This is a genomic window from Pseudotamlana agarivorans, from assembly GCF_018860245.1.
In the GTDB taxonomy this organism is placed as follows: domain Bacteria; phylum Bacteroidota; class Bacteroidia; order Flavobacteriales; family Flavobacteriaceae; genus Pseudotamlana; species Pseudotamlana agarivorans_A.
Window position 1 is genome coordinate 512,576 of record NZ_JAHKPD010000018.1, and the last position, 19,229, is coordinate 531,804.

14 protein-coding genes and 1 tRNA gene are annotated in these 19,229 nt (G+C 34.1%); 7 read left to right on the plus strand and 8 right to left on the minus strand.

Features of this window, described 5'->3' with window-relative positions; all coding sequences use genetic code 11:
• Positions 1 to 144: 144 nt before the first annotated feature.
• On the plus strand, positions 145 to 2,589 hold the full coding sequence (locus tag KO493_RS13240) for a helix-turn-helix domain-containing protein (RefSeq protein WP_216068442.1): 2,445 nt from the start codon (positions 145 to 147) through the stop codon (positions 2,587 to 2,589).
• Positions 2,590 to 2,650: 61 nt separating this feature from the next.
• Positions 2,651 to 3,151 (plus strand): hypothetical protein, encoded by a 501-nt coding sequence (locus KO493_RS13245; protein ID WP_216068443.1) that lies wholly within the window; start codon positions 2,651 to 2,653, stop codon positions 3,149 to 3,151.
• Positions 3,152 to 3,153: 2 nt separating this feature from the next.
• Here KO493_RS13245 and KO493_RS13250 read toward each other — a convergent pair whose 3' ends face one another.
• The 5 genes from KO493_RS13250 to trmD all read right to left on the minus strand — a co-directional run bounded on the left by KO493_RS13250 (position 3,154) and on the right by trmD (position 9,014).
• Positions 3,154 to 3,384, minus strand: a complete 231-nt coding sequence (locus KO493_RS13250) for a DUF6095 family protein (protein ID WP_216068444.1) — start codon at positions 3,382 to 3,384, stop codon at positions 3,154 to 3,156.
• Positions 3,371 to 4,192, minus strand: a complete 822-nt coding sequence (murQ, locus tag KO493_RS13255; protein WP_216068445.1) for an N-acetylmuramic acid 6-phosphate etherase — start codon at positions 4,190 to 4,192, stop codon at positions 3,371 to 3,373. Before murQ ends, KO493_RS13250 begins: the two co-directional genes overlap by 14 nt.
• Positions 4,193 to 4,364: 172 nt before the next feature.
• Positions 4,365 to 6,575 carry an NADP-dependent isocitrate dehydrogenase gene (locus KO493_RS13260; RefSeq protein WP_216068446.1) on the minus strand — a complete coding sequence of 737 codons (2,211 nt, stop codon included), beginning with the start codon at positions 6,573 to 6,575 and terminating at the stop codon, positions 4,365 to 4,367.
• A 794-nt stretch (positions 6,576 to 7,369) separates the two neighbouring features.
• Positions 7,370 to 7,720: a 50S ribosomal protein L19 gene (rplS, locus tag KO493_RS13265; RefSeq protein WP_216068447.1), complete on the minus strand. Its 351-nt coding sequence runs from the start codon at positions 7,718 to 7,720 to the stop codon at positions 7,370 to 7,372.
• A 616-nt stretch (positions 7,721 to 8,336) separates the two neighbouring features.
• Positions 8,337 to 9,014 (minus strand): tRNA (guanosine(37)-N1)-methyltransferase TrmD, encoded by a 678-nt coding sequence (gene trmD / locus KO493_RS13270; RefSeq protein ID WP_216068448.1) that lies wholly within the window; start codon positions 9,012 to 9,014, stop codon positions 8,337 to 8,339.
• 319 nt (positions 9,015 to 9,333) lie between these two features.
• Between trmD and KO493_RS13275 the strand changes: the two genes are divergently transcribed.
• Together KO493_RS13275 and KO493_RS13280 are read left to right on the plus strand one after the other, a co-directional pair.
• Positions 9,334 to 9,867 (plus strand): inorganic diphosphatase, encoded by a 534-nt coding sequence (locus tag KO493_RS13275; protein ID WP_216068449.1) that lies wholly within the window; start codon positions 9,334 to 9,336, stop codon positions 9,865 to 9,867.
• A 277-nt stretch (positions 9,868 to 10,144) separates the two neighbouring features.
• On the plus strand, positions 10,145 to 12,493 hold the full coding sequence (locus KO493_RS13280) for a sodium-translocating pyrophosphatase (protein ID WP_216068450.1): 2,349 nt from the start codon (positions 10,145 to 10,147) through the stop codon (positions 12,491 to 12,493).
• Between the two features lie 95 nt (positions 12,494 to 12,588).
• Here the strand turns inward: KO493_RS13280 and KO493_RS13285 are convergent, their stop codons facing one another.
• Positions 12,589 to 13,203, minus strand: coding sequence for a deoxynucleoside kinase (locus tag KO493_RS13285; RefSeq protein ID WP_216068451.1), 615 nt, complete (start codon positions 13,201 to 13,203; stop codon positions 12,589 to 12,591).
• A gap of 3 nt (positions 13,204 to 13,206) precedes the next feature.
• Positions 13,207 to 13,986 carry a hypothetical protein gene (locus KO493_RS13290; protein WP_216068452.1) on the minus strand — a complete coding sequence of 260 codons (780 nt, stop codon included), beginning with the start codon at positions 13,984 to 13,986 and terminating at the stop codon, positions 13,207 to 13,209.
• Between the two features lie 204 nt (positions 13,987 to 14,190).
• Here KO493_RS13290 and KO493_RS13295 point away from each other — a divergent pair, with 204 nt between their 5' ends.
• From KO493_RS13295 to KO493_RS13305, 3 genes are all read left to right on the plus strand, one after another.
• Complete coding sequence (locus KO493_RS13295) at positions 14,191 to 15,060, plus strand: GLPGLI family protein (RefSeq protein ID WP_216068453.1); 870 nt, start codon at positions 14,191 to 14,193, stop codon at positions 15,058 to 15,060.
• A gap of 27 nt (positions 15,061 to 15,087) precedes the next feature.
• Entirely contained in the window at positions 15,088 to 17,799 is a 2,712-nt protein-coding gene (locus tag KO493_RS13300) for a TonB-dependent receptor (protein WP_216068454.1), read from the plus strand.
• A 60-nt stretch (positions 17,800 to 17,859) separates the two neighbouring features.
• Positions 17,860 to 17,941 (plus strand) — tRNA-Tyr (locus tag KO493_RS13305).
• Positions 17,942 to 18,007: 66 nt separating this feature from the next.
• Here KO493_RS13305 and KO493_RS13310 read toward each other — a convergent pair.
• Complete coding sequence (locus KO493_RS13310; protein WP_216068455.1) at positions 18,008 to 19,159, minus strand: serine hydrolase domain-containing protein; 1,152 nt, start codon at positions 19,157 to 19,159, stop codon at positions 18,008 to 18,010.
• Positions 19,160 to 19,229: the final 70 nt, after the last annotated feature.

A 19,229-nucleotide genomic window follows, 5' to 3' on the forward strand; every position in this document is an offset into this window, starting at 1 on the left:
ACTTATTAATTACATAGGCATAGGTTTGATTTATAGGGGCTTGGGGAAATGGTGAATTGAATTTAATAAATTATTATGACATAATTGATTTATTTTAAACCTGATATTTTACTATCTTCAATTTCTGAATTTTTAAAACACTTAATGTTAGTAAATAAAGAGTTAGAATTGGTATGGTCGTTTGTTAATAATACAAACCGATCCATATTTTTAACAGGAAAAGCAGGGACGGGGAAAACCACATTTTTACATCGTCTAAAAAGGGAAAGCCTAAAACGGTTGGTGGTAGTCGCGCCAACAGGAGTTGCAGCCATAAATGCTAAAGGTGTTACGATTCATTCGTTCTTTCAAATGCCTTTCGGTCCAATATTACCAGAAACCGAAATAAATAAATCACAAGGTTTTAATAGAAGGTTCACCAAAACAAAAATTAACATTATTAAGTCGATGGACTTATTAGTGATCGATGAAATTAGTATGGTACGTGCAGATTTGCTTGATGGTATCGATAAAACGCTGCGTCGTTTTAGAAATAAAGAAAAAGTTTTTGGAGGGGTACAAGTTTTAATGATTGGTGATCTTCAGCAGCTTTCACCCGTGGTTAAAGAACAGGAGTGGGAATTGCTAAAACCACATTACAAAAACGCTTTCTTTTTCAGTAGCCATGCTTATGCACAATGCCAGGCTATTTGTGTCGAATTGAAGCATATTTATCGCCAAGAGAATCCCACCTTTATTCAAATTTTAAATGAAATAAGAAACAATGCCTTAACCGAAGCATCGGCTACAGAGCTTAATAAACGTTACATTCCTGATTTTGTAGCTAAACCAGATGCAGGATATATTTCGCTCACCACACATAATAATAAAGCCGAAGCTACCAATAAGCGCGAATTAGATAAATTAACCACAAAAATATTTACCTATAAAGCAGAGGTTGAAGGGAAGTTTCCTGAGTACGCATATCCAAATAATGAATCTTTAGATTTGAAAGTTGGGGCTCAGGTGATGTTTGTTAAGAATGATAGCGATCCTGAAAAACGTTATTTTAATGGGAAAATAGGTAAAGTGGTGTTTTTAGAAAAGGATGAGGTCGTAGTACATTGTCCGGAAGATGATTTTAATATTGAAGTCAAACCCGAAACTTGGGAAAATATCAATTATACTGTTGATAAGGACACTAAGGCCATTTCAGAGGAAAGAATAGGGGCTTATAAGCAAATGCCACTGCGTTTGGCTTGGTCTATAACCATTCATAAAAGTCAGGGGTTAACCTTTGAAAAGGCAATAATTGACGCACAGGGGGCTTTTGCTCACGGACAAACTTATGTGGCTTTAAGTCGTTGTAAATCTTTGGAAGGTTTGGTGTTAAAAAGTAAAATTCATTCCAGCCAAATTATTAGCGATATTAATGTTATTACATTTAATGAAAATGCTGAACAGAATGCACCAGATGAAGCAGAGTTAGAGGCTTCTAAAAAACGATTTCAGTTGGATTTAATACACGAGATTTTCGATTATTATGCCCTTTTATACCCGGTAAATCGTATTCTCGATATCTATTATAAAAACAGAACCATTATTGAAGGTAAAGTTGAAGAGACTTTCCTTCCAATAAAAGATAAACTGGCAAACTTTTTAAAAGTGAGTAACGGTTTTAGGGTTCAGCTCAAGCAAATTTCGGAAGAAGAAGGTTTGCCAGAATCTAGTGCTCTGTTACAAGAACGTTTTAAAAAAGCCATTGTTTATTTTCTATCTGAAATCGAAAACGATTTTATTGTACCGCTTAAAAATTTTGGATTTACTACCGATAATCAAGCGGTTGGAAGTGATATTACTAAGTTTTTAGACGCCTTTGAAGAATTGTTGGCTATAAAACAATTGTATTTGAAGAACTTAGAAAAAGGGTTTAATACCTTAAAGTTTTTAGAACTACGCGCCAAAGCTGTTTTTCAAGCTAAAGATAAACCTAAAAAATCTAGAAAATCTGTAGCCAACGGTACGAGTCATGTGGAGTTGTTTGAACTGCTTCGTGTGCTTAGAAATGACATTGCAGAAGATAAAGGCTTGGTCCATTTTCAAGTATTTACACAGAAGGCACTTTACGAAATGTGTGAAACACTACCTACCAACAAAAACGAGTTGCTTGAAGTTAATGGTATGGGGAAAACCCGTGTTGAAAAATACGGAGGTGCTATCCTAAAAGTAATTCGTGATTATTGCGATGAAAATGATTTGGAGGTCGCAGAAGATCTGGCCATAGCATTTTCAGAAAAGAAACCTAGAAAGAAAGGGGACACCAAAAAGGAGTCCCTACAATTGTATCAATCAGGTAAGACCGTAAAAGAAATAGCAGACCATCGCGAGTTAAATGAAAATACTATTCTTGGGCACTTGTCAAGTTTTTTACCAACTGGAGAGGTGAAATTATTCGACATTATTTCCGAAGAAAACTATAAGGAATTGAAGAAAATAATACCTAAAACTACTTTTGAGAATTTATCTGACTTGAAGAATCAATTGGATGAAAAGTATTCTTATGCTGAGTTACGAATTGTATTGGGGGATTTAGAAACTGCTAAAAATTAAGTAGATTAAGTGTTGATATAAACATGTATTGATTCAAAATAATTTATCTAAATTAGTAGTCATGGATGTCATTACAAAATCAGTTTTAAAGACCTTAGAAAATGTTGAGGTTGTTTTAAAAAATCTAACCAATGAAAACTACTCAAACGCTTCAGTTGGTCCTTATTATTCTTCTGTAGGTTCTCATATTAGGCATATATTAGATTATTATATGTGTATTTTGTATAAAAATGACGCAGGAGTTGTCGATTTAACTGCTAGACGACGTCAAGTGGCGGTGGAAGAGAATGGTGTGATTGCTTTAGATTATTATGAGACCATAAAGGAAACCTTAGTTTCAAGTCGGTTACCATTAAATAACAGAGTTGTTGTGGTAGACGATTTGGGTTTAGGACCAATGGAATTAGATTACACTTATGCGGCACTTTTATCTCAGGCTAACAGTCATACCGTGCATCATTTTGCCATTATAAACTATATTCTAGCAAGTTTGAATATAGATATTTCAGAATCTAATTTTGGATATAACCCATCTACACCAAAATATAAAAAGGCTGAATAGTTTTACTTCTTAAACATACTATCCATGATGGTTTTCAAACCTTTAAAAACCATAAATACAGCCATAGCACAAACAGCACATCCAATAATTAAAAGTGGATAATAATAAGGTGATTCTGGTTTGCTGTATGCAAAACTTAATAATATAGGTCCCATAAAAAGAGTTAACACAGAAAATATTAAAATTTTAATCCCTTTAAATAATACGGTTTTGTCTGTTCTATTTTCTTCCATTGGTATAATTTTTAATAGCGTTTCTAACGCTTTTATATTCGGTTAAAAGTGCTGAAGCTGTTTCGGTAGATACATCAATTTCATTCATGATCATGCGAATACCACGATCTACAAGTTTATTGTTACTCAGCTGCATGTCAACCATTTTATTTCCTTTAACATGACCTAATTGAATCATGCTTGCAGTAGAAATCATGTTTAGCACCAATTTTTGAGCCGTTCCTGCTTTCATTCTAGAACTTCCTGTAACAAATTCCGGACCAACAACAACATCTATAGGGAATTGTGCAGTTTGCGATAACGGGCTATCTTGGTTACAAGAAATACTACCTGTTATGATGTTATTTTTATTGCATGTTTCTAAAGCAGAAATCACGTATGGTGTCGTTCCTGAAGCAGCAATACCAACTACAACATCATTTTTACTGATGTTATAATCTTGTAAATCTTTCCAACCTTGAGTTACTGAATCTTCAGCAAATTCTACAGCTTTTCTAATAGCCGAATCACCACCAGCAATAATCCCAATAACCAAATCGAAAGGTACGCCAAATGTAGGTGGACATTCCGAAGCATCGACAATACCCAAACGTCCGCTTGTTCCAGCGCCCATGTAAAATAGTCGTCCGCCAACTTTAAGTTTTTCAACAATCTGAAAAACCAAGGCTTCAATTTGTGGTAAAGCTTTTTCGATGGCGGCAGGAACGCTTTTATCTTCCTTATTTATGTTTTGTAGTAATTCTGAAACCGACATCTTTTCCAGATGATTGTGATTAGAATCTTGCTCGGTTGTTTTTATAAAACTCATGCTTCAAAAATACGTTTTTTTTAGTTTGAAAAGGCAAATGGGAGGCTACTTTGCTGTGTTCTTATGTTAATGTTGGTTTGATAATTTAAAAAATAAAGGTCTGAATTTGATAGTATGGTATAAAAAAAGCCCCTTAAAATAAGGAGCTTTTGTATATCTATAAAAAAATAAATTATTCTATAATAGTATTGAAAGTAGCACTAGGTCTCATAACCTTGCTAACTAAAGTTTCATTTGGTTCGTAGTACCCTCCAATATCTGTTGCACTACCTTGAATATCATTTAATTCAGCAACAATTTTAGATTCATTTGCAGCTAATTGCTCTGCTAAAGGAGCAAATTCAGCTTTTAAATCGGCATCAACATTCTGATTAGCTAATTCTTGAGCCCAGTAAAGCGCTAAGTAAAAATGACTTCCTCTATTGTCTAACTCTCCAGCTTTTCTAGAAGGGCCTTTTCTGTTTTCAAGTAAAGTACTTGTAGCATCATCTAAAGTTTCACCTAAAATCTTAGCTTTAGGGTTGTTGTTAACGTTACTAAAGTGCTCTAAAGAAACAGCTATAGCTAAAAACTCACCTAAAGAATCCCAGCGTAAGTGGTTTTCTTCAACAAGCTGTTGTACGTGTTTTGGAGCAGATCCACCAGCACCAGTTTCAAATAACCCACCACCATTCATTAAAGGTACGATAGATAGCATTTTTGCACTAGTTCCAACTTCTAAAATTGGAAATAAATCTGTTAAGTAATCACGTAATACATTTCCAGAAACAGAAATAGTATCTTCACCTTTAATAAGACGCTCACATGTAAATAAGGTTGCATCGATAGGAGATAAGATTCTTAAATCTAATCCATCGGTATCGTGATCTTTTAAATAAGTATTTACTTTATTAATAATTTCAGCATCGTGAGCTCTGTTTTCATCTAACCAGAATACAGCAGGCGTTTGAGATGCTCTAGCACGTGTTACAGCTAATTTAACCCAGTCCTGAATAGGTGCATCTTTAGTTTGACACATTCTCCAGATATCACCTTCTTCAACAGCATGTTCTAATAAAGTAGTCCCAGAAGCGTCAATAACTTTTACAGTTCCGTTAGATTCAATTTCGAAAGTTTTATCGTGAGAACCATATTCCTCAGCTTTTTGAGCCATAAGTCCAACATTAGGAACTGTTCCCATGGTTGTAGGATCGAAAGCACCATTCTTTTTACAGAAATCGATAGTTGCAGAGTAAATGCCAGCATAACTACTATCTGGAATCACAGCTTTAGTATCTTGAAGGTTTCCGGCAGCATTCCACATTTGTCCAGATGTACGAATCATTGCGGGCATAGAAGCATCAATAATAACATCACTTGGTACGTGTAAGTTTGTAATACCTTTATCCGAATTTACCATTGCGATAGCAGGGCCATTCGTGTACGCTGCTTGAATGTCAGCTTCAATAGCTTGACGTTCTTCAGTAGGTAATTCTTGGATACGCTCTATAACGTTACCAAAACCAGAGTGTACATTAACACCTAGTTTTTCAAAAGTTTCACCGTGTTTTGCAAAAACATCTTTAAAAAATATTTCAACAGCGTGACCAAAAATGATAGGATCACTCACCTTCATCATGGTGGCTTTCATGTGTAATGAAAACAATACACCTGTTTCTTTAGCATCTGCTACTTGTTCTTCTAAAAAGCTTAATAAAGCCTTTTTGTTCATGACAGTAGCATCTATAATTTCACCTTGAAGCAATTGTAAACCATCTTTTAAAATAGTAGTGTTACCGTTAGCATCGGTATGTTGAATGCTTACGCTTGTTGCTGCAGGGATTGTTGTAGATTTTTCGTTGTGAGCAAAATCACCTGCGCTCATTGTAGCCACGTGAGATTTAGAGTCGCTAGTCCATGCACCCATTGAGTGTGGATTTTTTTGCGCGTAATTCTTAACGGCTTTAGGAGCACGTCTGTCACTGTTTCCTTCACGTAAAACAGGGTTTACAGCACTACCTTTAATTTTATCGTAACGTGATTTAATATCTTTTTCTTCAGCAGTATTAGCCTCATTAGGGTATTCTGGAATTTTAAAACCTAAACCTTGTAATTCTTTGATCGCTGCTTTTAGCTGAGGAACTGATGCACTAATGTTTGGTAATTTGATAATATTAGCTTCAGGTTGTTTAGCCAATTCTCCAAGAATAGCTAAATCATCAGATACTTTTTGATCTTCTGTTAAGAAATCAGGAAATACAGCTAGAATTCTTGCCGCTAAAGAAATATCTTTAGTTTCAATGTTAATTCCAGAAGATTTAACAAATGCTTTAACAATAGGTAAAAGTGAACGTGTTGCTAACGCCGGAGCTTCGTCCGTTTTTGTGTAAATTATTTTAGACATTAGTGTCGGATTTATTTGTTGAGTTTTTTAATTGCTAAAGAATACGTAGTATAGAAAGGTACTTTTTTAGCGATGCGAAGATACGAAAAAGGATACTTATTTTAATTCAATAGCTATGTGAATAGTTTTTTGTGTAAAATTTTTATAATAATGATAAAAAAGTTGTGCAGAAGTATGAATTTGATAAAATAATTGTGAAGATCTTATTAAAAAACAAAAGCCATATCCCTGCAGAATTTAATCTACTTTGACATGGCTTTCCTGAAATAACTTGACGTGACCTAATTTTAGTAATACACTAAAAACGCTTAAAATATTCAATTAAACATTCGGTTCAAGTGTTGTTATTTCAATGAAACATTCATTTAATTTTCAAAATGTATTGACTTATTAATTAAATGCTTCGGTTAATTGTTTTTTTATACCAATAAATCCTTACTCGCTTACACGATGATTTATATAGTATTACCCCTAAATGTATGTACTTAGCGTTCATACTGTTTAAAAGCCCCATGTTTTTAACATTTTATTGCCACGATATTAAATTTGTGACTATTAAGAACATGCTATGGTTTTTTACTTATTCATTTTTTACATGAAGTATAAAACCTAAAAAAACAATTGTTATACCTTTTAATAGTTTTACTAAATTACGAAATATAAGCGCGGTTTGCAAATATTTTAACATATTAAATATCAATAGGTTACAAACATGATTTATTAACAATTGTTCATAAAAAAAGCCTTGATAAAAATCAAGGCTTTTTAAGTCTGCCAATGCAGTTGTATGATGCTTAACGTCTACGCTCAGTAATTCTGGCTTTTTTACCAGTAAGACCTCTAAAGTAGTAGATTCTTGCTCTACGCACTTTACCACGTTTGTTAACTTCAACTTTTTGTAATGCAGGTAAGTTAACTGGGAAGATACGCTCTACACCAACTGTTCCTGACATTTTTCTAATTGTGAAAGTTTCTGAAGATCCAGATCCTCTTCTTTGGATTACTACACCTCTAAAGAACTGAGTTCTAACTTTTTCTCCCTCTCTAATTTCGTAGTATACTGTAATTGTATCACCAGCTGCAAATTCTGGGAATTCCTTTTTTGTTACAAATTCGTCTTGTACAAATTTTACTAAAGATTCCATATCTTTATGTTTTATTATTATTTATTCAGAACAACATGCACGATTCTCGCCAGAGGTTAACCCGAAATTGGCTGCAAAAATAATCATTAATTACTTATTCGCAATATTTTATTTAAATTATTTTGGTGTTCCTTGCAGGCCTGGCTATACGCTATATCTTTTTTGTAAATGGTTTATTATGTGTGTTTTAGTCTTGGTTTAGATGGCTGGTTAGGTCTCCTTTTTAAATTTTAAGAAACAAAAAAGGATGCCGCTGCTATCCTTAACACAAGGTTTGCGTTTCTTAAGTACGTGTTTTGTAATTTGACTATTGACTATTGACTATTGACTATTGACTATTGACTATTGACTATTGACTATTGACTATTGACTATTTGTAGGAATGTTTATTTGTTTAATCGTTTAACTGTGTATTTGTTTAACTGAAAACTGTGACTGAGACTAGAAACCTTATTTGAAAAAGTAAACCCAAAACGTCAGGAATGAACAACTTGAAACATTAAACCTGAAACTTAAAAATTTTTCACTTTTCATTATTAATTAAAGAAACGTTAATTTAACCAACAACCAACAACCAACAACCAACAACCAACAACCAACAACCAACAACCAAACCCTAATCCTCCAACAAATCAGGTCTACGTTCTTTGGTTCTTAAATACGCTTGTTCTTCACGCCATTTCTCTATTTTAGGTAAATTCCCGCTAAATAATAACTCAGGAACCTTGTATCCTTTATAATCTCGTGGCTTGGTGTAAATAGGAGGTGCTAATAAATTATCTTGAAACGAATCGGTTAGGGCAGAGGTTTCGTTTCCTAAAACGCCTGGAATTAACCGTATCACCGCATCACACAATACGGCTGCACCTAATTCACCTCCAGAAAGCACGTAATCTCCAATAGAAATTTCTCTAGTAATAAACATATCACGTACACGTTGGTCTACACCCTTATAATGTCCGCATAAAATGATAATGTTTTCTTTAAGCGATAATTGATTAGCAATCCCTTGTTTTAGAGTTTCACCATCTGGTGTCATATAAATGATGTCGTCATAAGCGCGTTCAGACTTTAATGCCGAAATACATTTATCGATAGGCTCAACCATCATGACCATACCAGCTCCACCTCCAAATTGGGTGTCGTCTATAGATTTATAATTATCAGAGGTATAATCCCTTAAATTATGAAAATGAACTTCCACCAAACCAGCTTCAATAGCTCGTTTTAAAATAGAAGCTTCAAAAGGGCTTTTAAGCAATTCGGGTAAAACCGTTATAATATCTATGCGCATGATTCATTTAAAAAGTGCTGCAAAGATAATTTAATTGTTTGATAGTTTGTTGTAGTAATTTAATGAGGGACCTTAATAATCGTAATAATTCCGTTAGAATCCCTTGTTTTTAGTACCGGTTTAAAGTTAAATATAATATAAAGACTATAGGTTATATGACATTTTATCTAAATTCGTTCCCGAATGCTATAAATATTAAGCTTAGGTAAAGCGCGTTAAAACAACGTGTTTTTTGTTGTTAAAAGTTATTGATTTCAGTACATTTGCTCCCTTAAAATATAGCTACTTAAATAAACTAAATTACTAAACAACATTTAATATGAGTGATAAAAAAAAACCATCAGTTACTTTCGATGTGTTAATTGAAATCCCTAAAGGAAGTAGAAATAAATATGAGTACGATTTTACGTTACATAAAATTCGATTCGACCGTATGTTATTTTCTTCTATGATGTATCCTGGAGATTACGGATTTATACCAGAAACTTTAGCATTAGATCAAGATCCATTAGATGTTTTAGTTTTAGGACATCAACCAACATACCCAATGGTAGTAATGGAAGTGAGACCAATTGGTGTATTTTATATGACTGATGAAAAAGGGCCAGATGAAAAAGTAATTTGTGTACCAGTTTCAGACCCTATTTGGAGTAATAAAATGGATATCGCCGATTTAAATCCGCATAGATTAAAGGAAATTGAACACTTCTTTAAAGTATATAAAGATTTAGAAAAGAAAAAAGTTGATACAGGAGGCTGGGGTAATGCTGAAGCTGCCGTAAAAATTTATCACGAATGTGTTAAACGTTACGATGATAGCGAACATAAAAAGAAAAGAACCTTTACCATCTAAAGTTATCTTGAAAAATTATAATAAAAACCACTCTGTTTTGTAAAATAGGGTGGTTTTTTTGTTTTAGTCCAATCTTGGGTTTAGTTAGTGCATCCTCATTATTTTTCGATTTTGAACCCGTTTAGCAAACAAAAGTCATAGTATTATAAATATTATAGTTTATGTTAGGTTTTGGTGTGGATTATTTAATTTATTCTAGCTTTTTTTGTGACTTTTATTTTTCCTATTTTTAGCAGTATAATTAAAAACAACTAATTTTTAAATGACTTACTAAATTATGGAATTAATCGTGAAATTTTTACCGCTTTTTGGCGTATTAGCCTTAGCGTTTGTGTTTATTAAAAGTGCTTGGGTCACCAAACAAGATCAAGGTGATGAAAAAATGAAGAGAATAGCTAAAAACATCGCCGATGGTGCCATGTCTTTTCTCAAAGCCGAGTACAAAATATTATCAATTTTCGTTGTAGCAGTTGCTGTCCTGCTCTATTTTAAAGGGAATTCTGAAACCGGCTCTAATGGTATGGTGGCTGTTTCTTTTATTGTTGGTGCTATTTGTTCAGCATTAGCTGGATTTATTGGTATGAAGGTCGCTACCAAGGCCAATGTACGTACAACCAATGCAGCAAGAACATCATTGGGAAAAGCTCTAGAAGTAGCTTTCGCTGGTGGTGCGGTAATGGGGCTTGGCGTTGTTGGACTTGGTGTCCTAGGGCTTAGTGGTTTATTTATGATTTATAGCGAAATGGGCTGGGGACTTAATGAAGTCCTAAATGTACTTTCTGGTTTTTCACTTGGAGCTTCTTCTATTGCATTATTTGCGCGTGTTGGCGGTGGTATTTATACCAAAGCAGCCGATGTAGGTGCCGATTTAGTTGGTAAGGTAGAAGCTGGTATCCCAGAAGATCACCCGTTAAATCCAGCAACTATCGCCGATAATGTTGGTGATAACGTTGGAGATGTTGCAGGAATGGGAGCCGATTTATTTGAGTCTTACGTAGGATCAATTATAGGTACGATGGTTTTAGGAGCTTTTATTTTAACTCCAGATTTTAACGGATTAGGAGCTGTGTATCTGCCTTTAGTGCTTGCTGCCGTGGGGATAGTGATGTCTATTATAGGAACCTTCTTTGTGAAAGTTAAAGATGGAGGTAATCCTCAATCTGCCCTAAATATCGGTGAATTTGGATCTGCTGGTTTAATGGTTATAGCCTCTTATTTTATTATTAATACTTTAATCCCTGAATCAGTTGAAGGTTTGCCTTTTGGGGCTATGGGGGTGTTCTGGGCAACTATAGCAGGTTTAGTAGCAGGTTTAGCTGTTGGAAAAGTAACTGAATATTATACAGGAACTGGTAAAAAACCAGTAATGTCTATTGTTAAACAATCGGAAACTGGAGCTGCAACTAATATTATTGCTGGTTTAGGAATCGGGATGATGTCTACAGCGATTCCTATTATTTTAATTGCAGCTGCTATTTTGGTTTCTCATCATTTCGCAGGTTTATATGGTATCGCTATAGCAGCCGTAGGAATGCTTGCAAATACAGGAATTCAATTGGCGGTTGATGCTTATGGACCAATTTCAGATAATGCTGGAGGGATTGCGGAAATGGCAGAATTGCCTAGTGAAGTTCGTGAGCGTACCGATAAATTAGATGCTGTTGGAAATACTACTGCAGCCATTGGAAAAGGTTTTGCTATTGCTTCGGCTGCTTTAACGGCATTGGCATTATTTGCTGCATTTATGAAAACTGCTGGGGTAACTGCAATCGATGTGTCGAAACCAGATATCATGGCTGGATTATTAGTTGGAGGGATGTTACCATTCGTTTTTTCAGCCCTCTCTATGAATGCTGTTGGTCGTGCCGCCATGGCGATGATTGAAGAAGTTCGTCGTCAGTTTAGAGATATTCCGCAGTTGAAAGCCGCTTTAGGGGTGATGCGTAAATACGATTCAGACATGAGTAAAGCAACGCCCGAAGATCGCGCTATTTTTGATGCCGCCGATGGTTATGCTGAATATGATAAATGTGTTGATATTTCAACAAAAGCTTCAATAAGAGAAATGGTATTACCTGGTTTATTAGCTATAATTGTACCTGTAGCCGTTGGTTTTATTGGTGGCGCTGAAATGTTAGGCGGATTGCTTGCGGGTGTTACTACTTGTGGTGTTTTAATGGCCATTTTTCAGTCTAATGCTGGTGGAGCCTGGGATAATGCTAAAAAAACTATTGAAGAACAAGGGAAAAAAGGAACAGATGCACATAAAGCCTCTGTGGTTGGTGATACTGTTGGAGATCCGTTTAAAGATACTTCAGGACCTTCGTTAAATATTTTATTAAAATTAATGTCGGTTGTGGCTTTAGTAATTGCTCCTAGTATTGCAATTTCTGCTGATGCGCTAACTGCTTATTCTTCCGAAGAAAATGTTATTGAACAAGTGGAAGCCGTTTCTGTTTCTCAAGAGGTAAGAGTTGAGATGGAAGACCTAGGAGATGGTACTGTTAAAGCTGTTGTGACTACGGTAACTACAACTAATGGTGATGTGGCAACTAGTTATGACACTTTTCAAGGTACGGAAGCTGATGTTAGAGCAAGTATAGCTGCTTTAAAGAAAAAAAAATAGTAATAGTTTCTTAAAAATAATATTGTTTAAACCTAAAAACCACGTGATTCACGTGGTTTTTAGGTTTTATAAGTTTTATGCAGCGTAACGAGTTCTTAAAACAAACCGTTAATTTCAGCGTCTATGGTGTTTATGATACTTCCTAAATCTTCAGGGTTATCTACAAAATCTAGTTTGTCAACATCAATAATAAGAAGTTTTCCTTTGTTGTAGCCATGAATCCAAGCTTCGTAGCGTTCGTTTAAACGACTTAAATAATCTATGCTTATAGTGTTTTCATAATCGCGGCCACGCTTTTGTATTTGGGCTACTAAGTTGGGAATACTGCTTCTCAAGTAAATTAAAACATCGGGACCTTGTACTAACGATTCCATAAGTTCGAAAAGCGATCGGTAATTTTCAAAATCGCGATTCGTCATTAAACCCATAGCATGTAGGTTAGGTGCGAAAATGTGAGCATCTTCATAAATAGTTCGATCTTGAATGATATCTTTTCCGCTTTGGCGAATCTGTAAAACTTGACGGAATCGGCTATTTAAAAAGTAAACTTGCAAATTAAAACTCCAACGTTCCATTTGATTGTAAAAATCATCTAAATACGGATTGTCTACAACATCTTCTAATTGAGGTTCCCACTTATAATGTTTAGCGAGTAATTGGGTGAGTGTCGTTTTTCCTGCGCCAATATTTCCAGCAATAGCAATGTGCATCGTTTAATTTGTTTTTAATTTAAATTCCTGTATGCTCTTATTGGTGTAAATATACAAGGTTTCATTCGTTACAAAAAAATCATTTATCAATAAATTTCCTGTTTTTATTGGTGTAAAATGAACGCTATCTTTTTTGAGATAAAACAAGGCATTTTCTTTTTTAAGAATGATGTTTTCATTGGTTTGAGCGAAAGAAGTGAAACCCGTATTTTTTATTTTATTAATTAAACTTCCAAAGTAATTATAATTATATAGATAGTTTTCTGTGAGGAGCCAGCAATTGTTATAATTACTTTTTAAATCTAACACAGGACTTTGAATAGGAACCGTTTGTGCTCGAGAGGTATTAGTTTTATAATCGAAAAGTTCTAATTTTTGAAGGTCTTGATTGAAAATCCAGATGGTATTATCGTAACCTGCAGAAATATGAGAAACATTTTTATATGGAGTTATTTGATTGAAGTCAATTTTGAATATTTCTGCTAACCGATTATCTAGAATTATTACTGTATTGAAATCTTTATAAAACAAATTGATTTTTAATGGATTAAAGGTGTTTACTGTATGTAAACTTCCTAATTGTAAATTGCTAAAAGTGATGATTTTCGATCCCTCTTTTTTATGAAATACGTTATTGTTAACATAGTAGGTTGTACCAAAATTATCAACAGAAATAAGGGTTTCAGCATTTAACGCCATTGTTTTTACTAGGTCAAGTTCTATTGATTCTTGAGCGCATAAAGTGGCTGAAATTAAAAATAATATGATTTTTATAGATCTCATAGATGCTGTGAAATTACAAAATCCAATCCGTTTATCAGTTGATTAATGTTGGGACTAAGGTTATATTAAATCAAGAGTATTCATCAAACGGTATTCTTTTAAGTTTTTTTTAACACTACTAAATTAAACTAACCGATGAGTAATCGGTCTTATAGTCATTAAAGAATGCTACTTTAACGTATGACTAATTAAAAAAGTTTTTATATGATTTTTAAAATTTTAAGACCTAAAATGGCCCTACTGTTCTTGGTGCTTTCATCTTCTATATTTGCTCAAAAAGATTTTCAAGGAAAGGCTTATTACGAATCCAAAACGACTGTTGATATGAGTAATTTTGGAGGAAGAGACATGAGTGAAGAGCGAAAGAAGGAAATGACCGCTCGCATGAAAAATGCTTTAGAAAAAACGTTTATCCTTACATTCAATCAATCTGAATCTATATATGAGGAAGAAGAGCGTTTAGGTGCTCCAGGAGATGGCAGATCGATGCGTTTTGGCATGATAGGTGGCTCAGGTGGCAATCAATATAAAAACATTAAAACACAGGAGATATCTCAATCTCAAGATATTTTTGGAAAACAATTTTTAATAAAAGACAGTTTGCAAACCTTTAATTGGAAAATTACTGGTGAAACCAAAACTATTGGGAAATATATGTGTTTTAAGGCCGAAGCCATAATACCTAAAACGGGTATTGATATTCGTGATTTTAGAAGAACACCTCGTGATGGTGAAAAATCAAATGGTTCTCAAGACACTAAAAAAGAGAATCAAAAAGAATCTGTGCAAGACCTATTAATCACAGCTTGGTATACTCCTCAAATCCCTGTAAATCTTGGGCCTGATAAGTATTGGGGCTTACCTGGACTAATCTTAGAAATAAGTGCTGATAATACCACGATACTTTGTTCTAAGATAGTAATTAACCCTTCCGAAAAGGTAAAAATAAAAGCACCTACGAAAGGAAAAGAGGTGACGCAAGCCGAATTTGATAAAATTTCAAAAGCTAAAATGGAAGAAATGCGCGAAATGCGTAGAGATCGCGGAGGTAGAGGTGGTGGCGGACGCCGATAAGAGCTAATAAAATCAAAGCATTATTTTATGAGAACATGGATCTTTTTAACCTTGTTTTTAGCAGGAATTACGGTGTCTGCTCAGGTTAAATTTGAAGGCGTTGTTAAAGACAGTGTTGGTGTGGCCTTGGAGTTGGCCAATGTTATTGCTATAAATAAAGCATCGCAAAAACTAGAAGCTTATGGTATAACAACTCCTGAAGGTCGTTTTAGGTTAAGCCTTGAAAAAAACACCAATTATAATGTTCAGGTGAGTTATATTGGGATGAAAACATTACAAGTAGAACTCGCAGTGATTGAAGAAGATATCACTAAAAATTTCGTCATGGCGTATGATAATACTTTAGATGAAATTGAGTTGGTTTACGAAATGCCCGTAACTATAAAAGGAGATACCATAGTTTATAATACAGACTCTTTTACCTCAGGAACAGAACGTAAACTTGAAGATGTTTTAAATAAGTTACCCGGCGTAGAGGTTAATGATGATGGCGAAATAGAGGTAGAAGGGAAAACGGTTGGAAAGGTGATGATTGAAGGCAAGGACTTTTTTGATGGGGATTCTAAGCTTGCCACAAAAAATATCCCTGCTAATGCGATTGATAAGGTTGAGGTTTTAAAAAACTATGCTGAAATCGGACAACTTAGTGGGGTGACAAATAACCAAGATAATATCGCGATAAATATCAAATTAAAAGAAGGTAAAAAGAATTTTTGGTTTGGAGATATTACTGGTGGGGCTGGTGTAGCTACTAATGATGGCCTATACTTATTTCAGCCAAAGCTATTTTATTACAGTCCGAAATATAGTATCAACGTTATCGGTGATATCAATAATATAGGAGAAATAGCCTTTACAAGACGCGATTATTTCAATTTTACGGGTGGTTTTAGGAGTCCGAGTAGAAATAGCGGAACCAATATAGACTTAGGCAGTAATAGTTTAGGGTTTTTAACGGCTCAGAATAATAGAGCTAAAGAAATAAATACCAAGTTTGGAGCAGCAAATTTTACGTATTCACCTAAAGAAACGTTAGATTTAAGTGGTTTTGCTATTTTTTCGAATAGTAAAACCGTAATGCAAGAGAATAAGGCGACACAATATACCGATCCAGGATTAGGAATTCCAGATGAACTTTCAGAAAGTAATACCGTTCAAAGAAGCGATTTAGGGATGTTAAAATTTAGCGTGGTCTACAAACCCAATACAAGCAATCAATTGGATTATGATATTTTGGCTCGAACATCAAAAGAATCACAAGAGCAGTTATTTAAATCTTCTATTAATGGTGATGTAAACGAGTTGGAGAATGCTAACCCCTTTAGTGTTAATCAGAGTTTCAATTACTATTATACCTTAAATGATAAAAATATTTTTGCTGTAGAAGTTCAGAATTTAATTCAAGATGAAGATCCTTTTTACAATGCTTTCATTGAAGATAAAGCCAATTATGAAGACGTGGCAGATGCCTTGGGTTTAGATGATTTTCAAACGGGATATAACGTTTCACAGGAAAAACGCGTAAAATCAAATCAAATAGATGCTAAAATTGATTATTGGAATATTTTAAATCAAAAAAGTGACTTAAATATTACCTTAGGAACCATCTATAGCAAGCAAGATTTTAATTCCAATATTTTTCAAACTTTAGACGATGGTTCAGATCTAGATGTAACACCTACAATTAATGATGGGTTAGGAACCAATGATATCAGCTATAGATTTAGTGATTTATATGTAGGAGCACATTACCGATTAAAAACAGGTCTTTTTACTTTTACTCCAGGTTTTTCGGCTCATGCCTATAGTTCAAAAAACGAACAGTTTAATGAAACTTACGTTGATGATTTTTTCAGGTTGTTGCCAGATTTTAACTTGATTTTACAACTAAAAAAGAGTGAGCAAATTACTTTTAATTATGCCATGCAAACCGATTTTACAGATGTAAATCAACTAGCGGAAGGTTTGGTGTTAAATAGTTATAGCTCCATTTATGCTGGAAACCCAGAATTAGAGAGTGCCTTGTCTCATAAGTTGAACTTGTCATATTTCAGTTTTAATATGTTTAATTATACGAATGTTAGAGCTCGAATTAATTATAGTAAAACGGTAGACAGAATTAGAACAAGCTCTCAATTTGTGCCAGGTGGAGTAGTACGTGTAAGTTCACCATTTAACTCTGGATTGGCCGATGAAAGTGCCAGTGTTAGTGGTAATTTTGAAAAAACCATAGGTAAATTTCGAACGACGTTAAGTGGGAATTTAAGTTATAATAAATTTAATCAGTTTGTAAACAATCAAGCATCTACTAATGAAAATTATGCTCAAACTTATAGAGCTAGAGTACGTACTAATTTTAGAGAAGCACCAAATTTTGAACTCGGTTACCGTTACTCAATTCAAGATAACGATCAAGGAACAAGCAGAACTAAGTTTTATACCAATGCGCCATCAATTAATTTTGATGCGCTAATTTTAAAAGCATTTACCTTTAAAACCAATTATTCCCACAATAGATTTAGTGATGAATCAAAGACTTTAAATACCTTCGAATTCTGGGATGCTTCACTTTCTTATAGAAAAAACAAGGATAGTAAGTGGGAATATGAGTTGAAAGCAACTAATTTATTAGACACTAGATCACAAAACACAAGTAACTCTAATAATATATCTGTAAGTGTTACAGAGTATTACATACAGCCACGATTTATAACCTTTAGATTACGCTACGATTTATAAAAAAGTTTCACTTTTTATTTTGTAGAATAAAGAAACCGTAATATATTTGCACTCGGTTTTGGGGAGATACTCAAGCGGCCAACGAGGGCAGACTGTAAATCTGCTGACTACGTCTTCGCAGGTTCGAATCCTGCTCTCCCCACAAAATACGAAAAAGCAAGCTTTAATAGCTTGCTTTTTTTATTTAGTCTAACATGAGATTGGTATCTTATTTAATATGCTTTAATAAACGCGAGGTCTCAATGGCAGGATACCATGCAGAAACGGTAGCATCGTCTATTGAAAACACAAAGGTATAATGGTTAGATATCATGGTTCCAACATATGCTTGATATCCAAATGTCTGGCCTGCATGGCCTAATGAGAGGTTCATGAGGTTAATAACACCTGCTCCATAGGTGATGGCATTGGGTACCATGGTGTTAAAATGATCGTTTTTGATGCCGTTAAGCGTATTCGGATTATTAAATAGTTCGCCTTTATTCCATGCTGAAATGAAGGTTTGCATATCGTCAAGATTAGATAATATTTCTCCTGCCGAACCAGCCATGGTAAGTGGCATTAATATTGTTTTCCCTTTATAGTGCCCTTTTGGTCTTCTAGCATTTGGGAAAACAGAACCTAAATAAGTGTTTTTTAAAGCCAAAGGCATGATGATGTGTTCTTGAACATATTCTTGATAAGTTTGTTTTGAAAATTTTTCAATAATTAACCCGAGCAAAATGTAATTTACATTACAATATGAGAATTTTGAACCAGGAATAAACATGTTTTTATCTGGATTGGCTTTAGCCATATTAATCAATTTTTCAGCAGTAAAAAGTTCGGAAGGGTCGCTGTGTAATTCAACAACTTTTTCTTCATCTTCTAAAAAATATTCGGGAAAACCTGACGTGTGATTTAAGAGATTAATTACCTTAACGGAATCGATGTAGTTTTTGCCATCTACGATAAGTAAATCCTTATACAGGGTTTTATTTGGTAATAAAGAAGTGAGGTGGTCATCAAGTTTTAATTTCTTTTTCTCAATAAGTTGAAAGATTGAAGCAGCAGTAAACATTTTAGTGCAACTTCCAATTTCATACAAATCATTAAAATCGGTAATTTTTTCATTAGTTCTGCCATCAAAACCACTGTAGTATGCTGTTGTGTTAGGTCCTTTAATTGTGGCTGTCATTCTACATCCATTAGTCATGGCTACTTTGGCTACTAAAGAATCCAAACCAGTTTTAGCGCTTTGTGATACTTCTAATTTTGGCGTCTCTAATGTAGGCTGAATCGCTGTTTTGGGATGATTTAAATGACTTTTACAAGAAGAAATTGTAATAAATAATACGATTAAAAGTGTGATTTTTTTCATGACTTTGCTTTAAAAGCTAAAAATTACTTCTTTTTTTTTAATTGTAAGGAATAATACCATTTTAACTAAA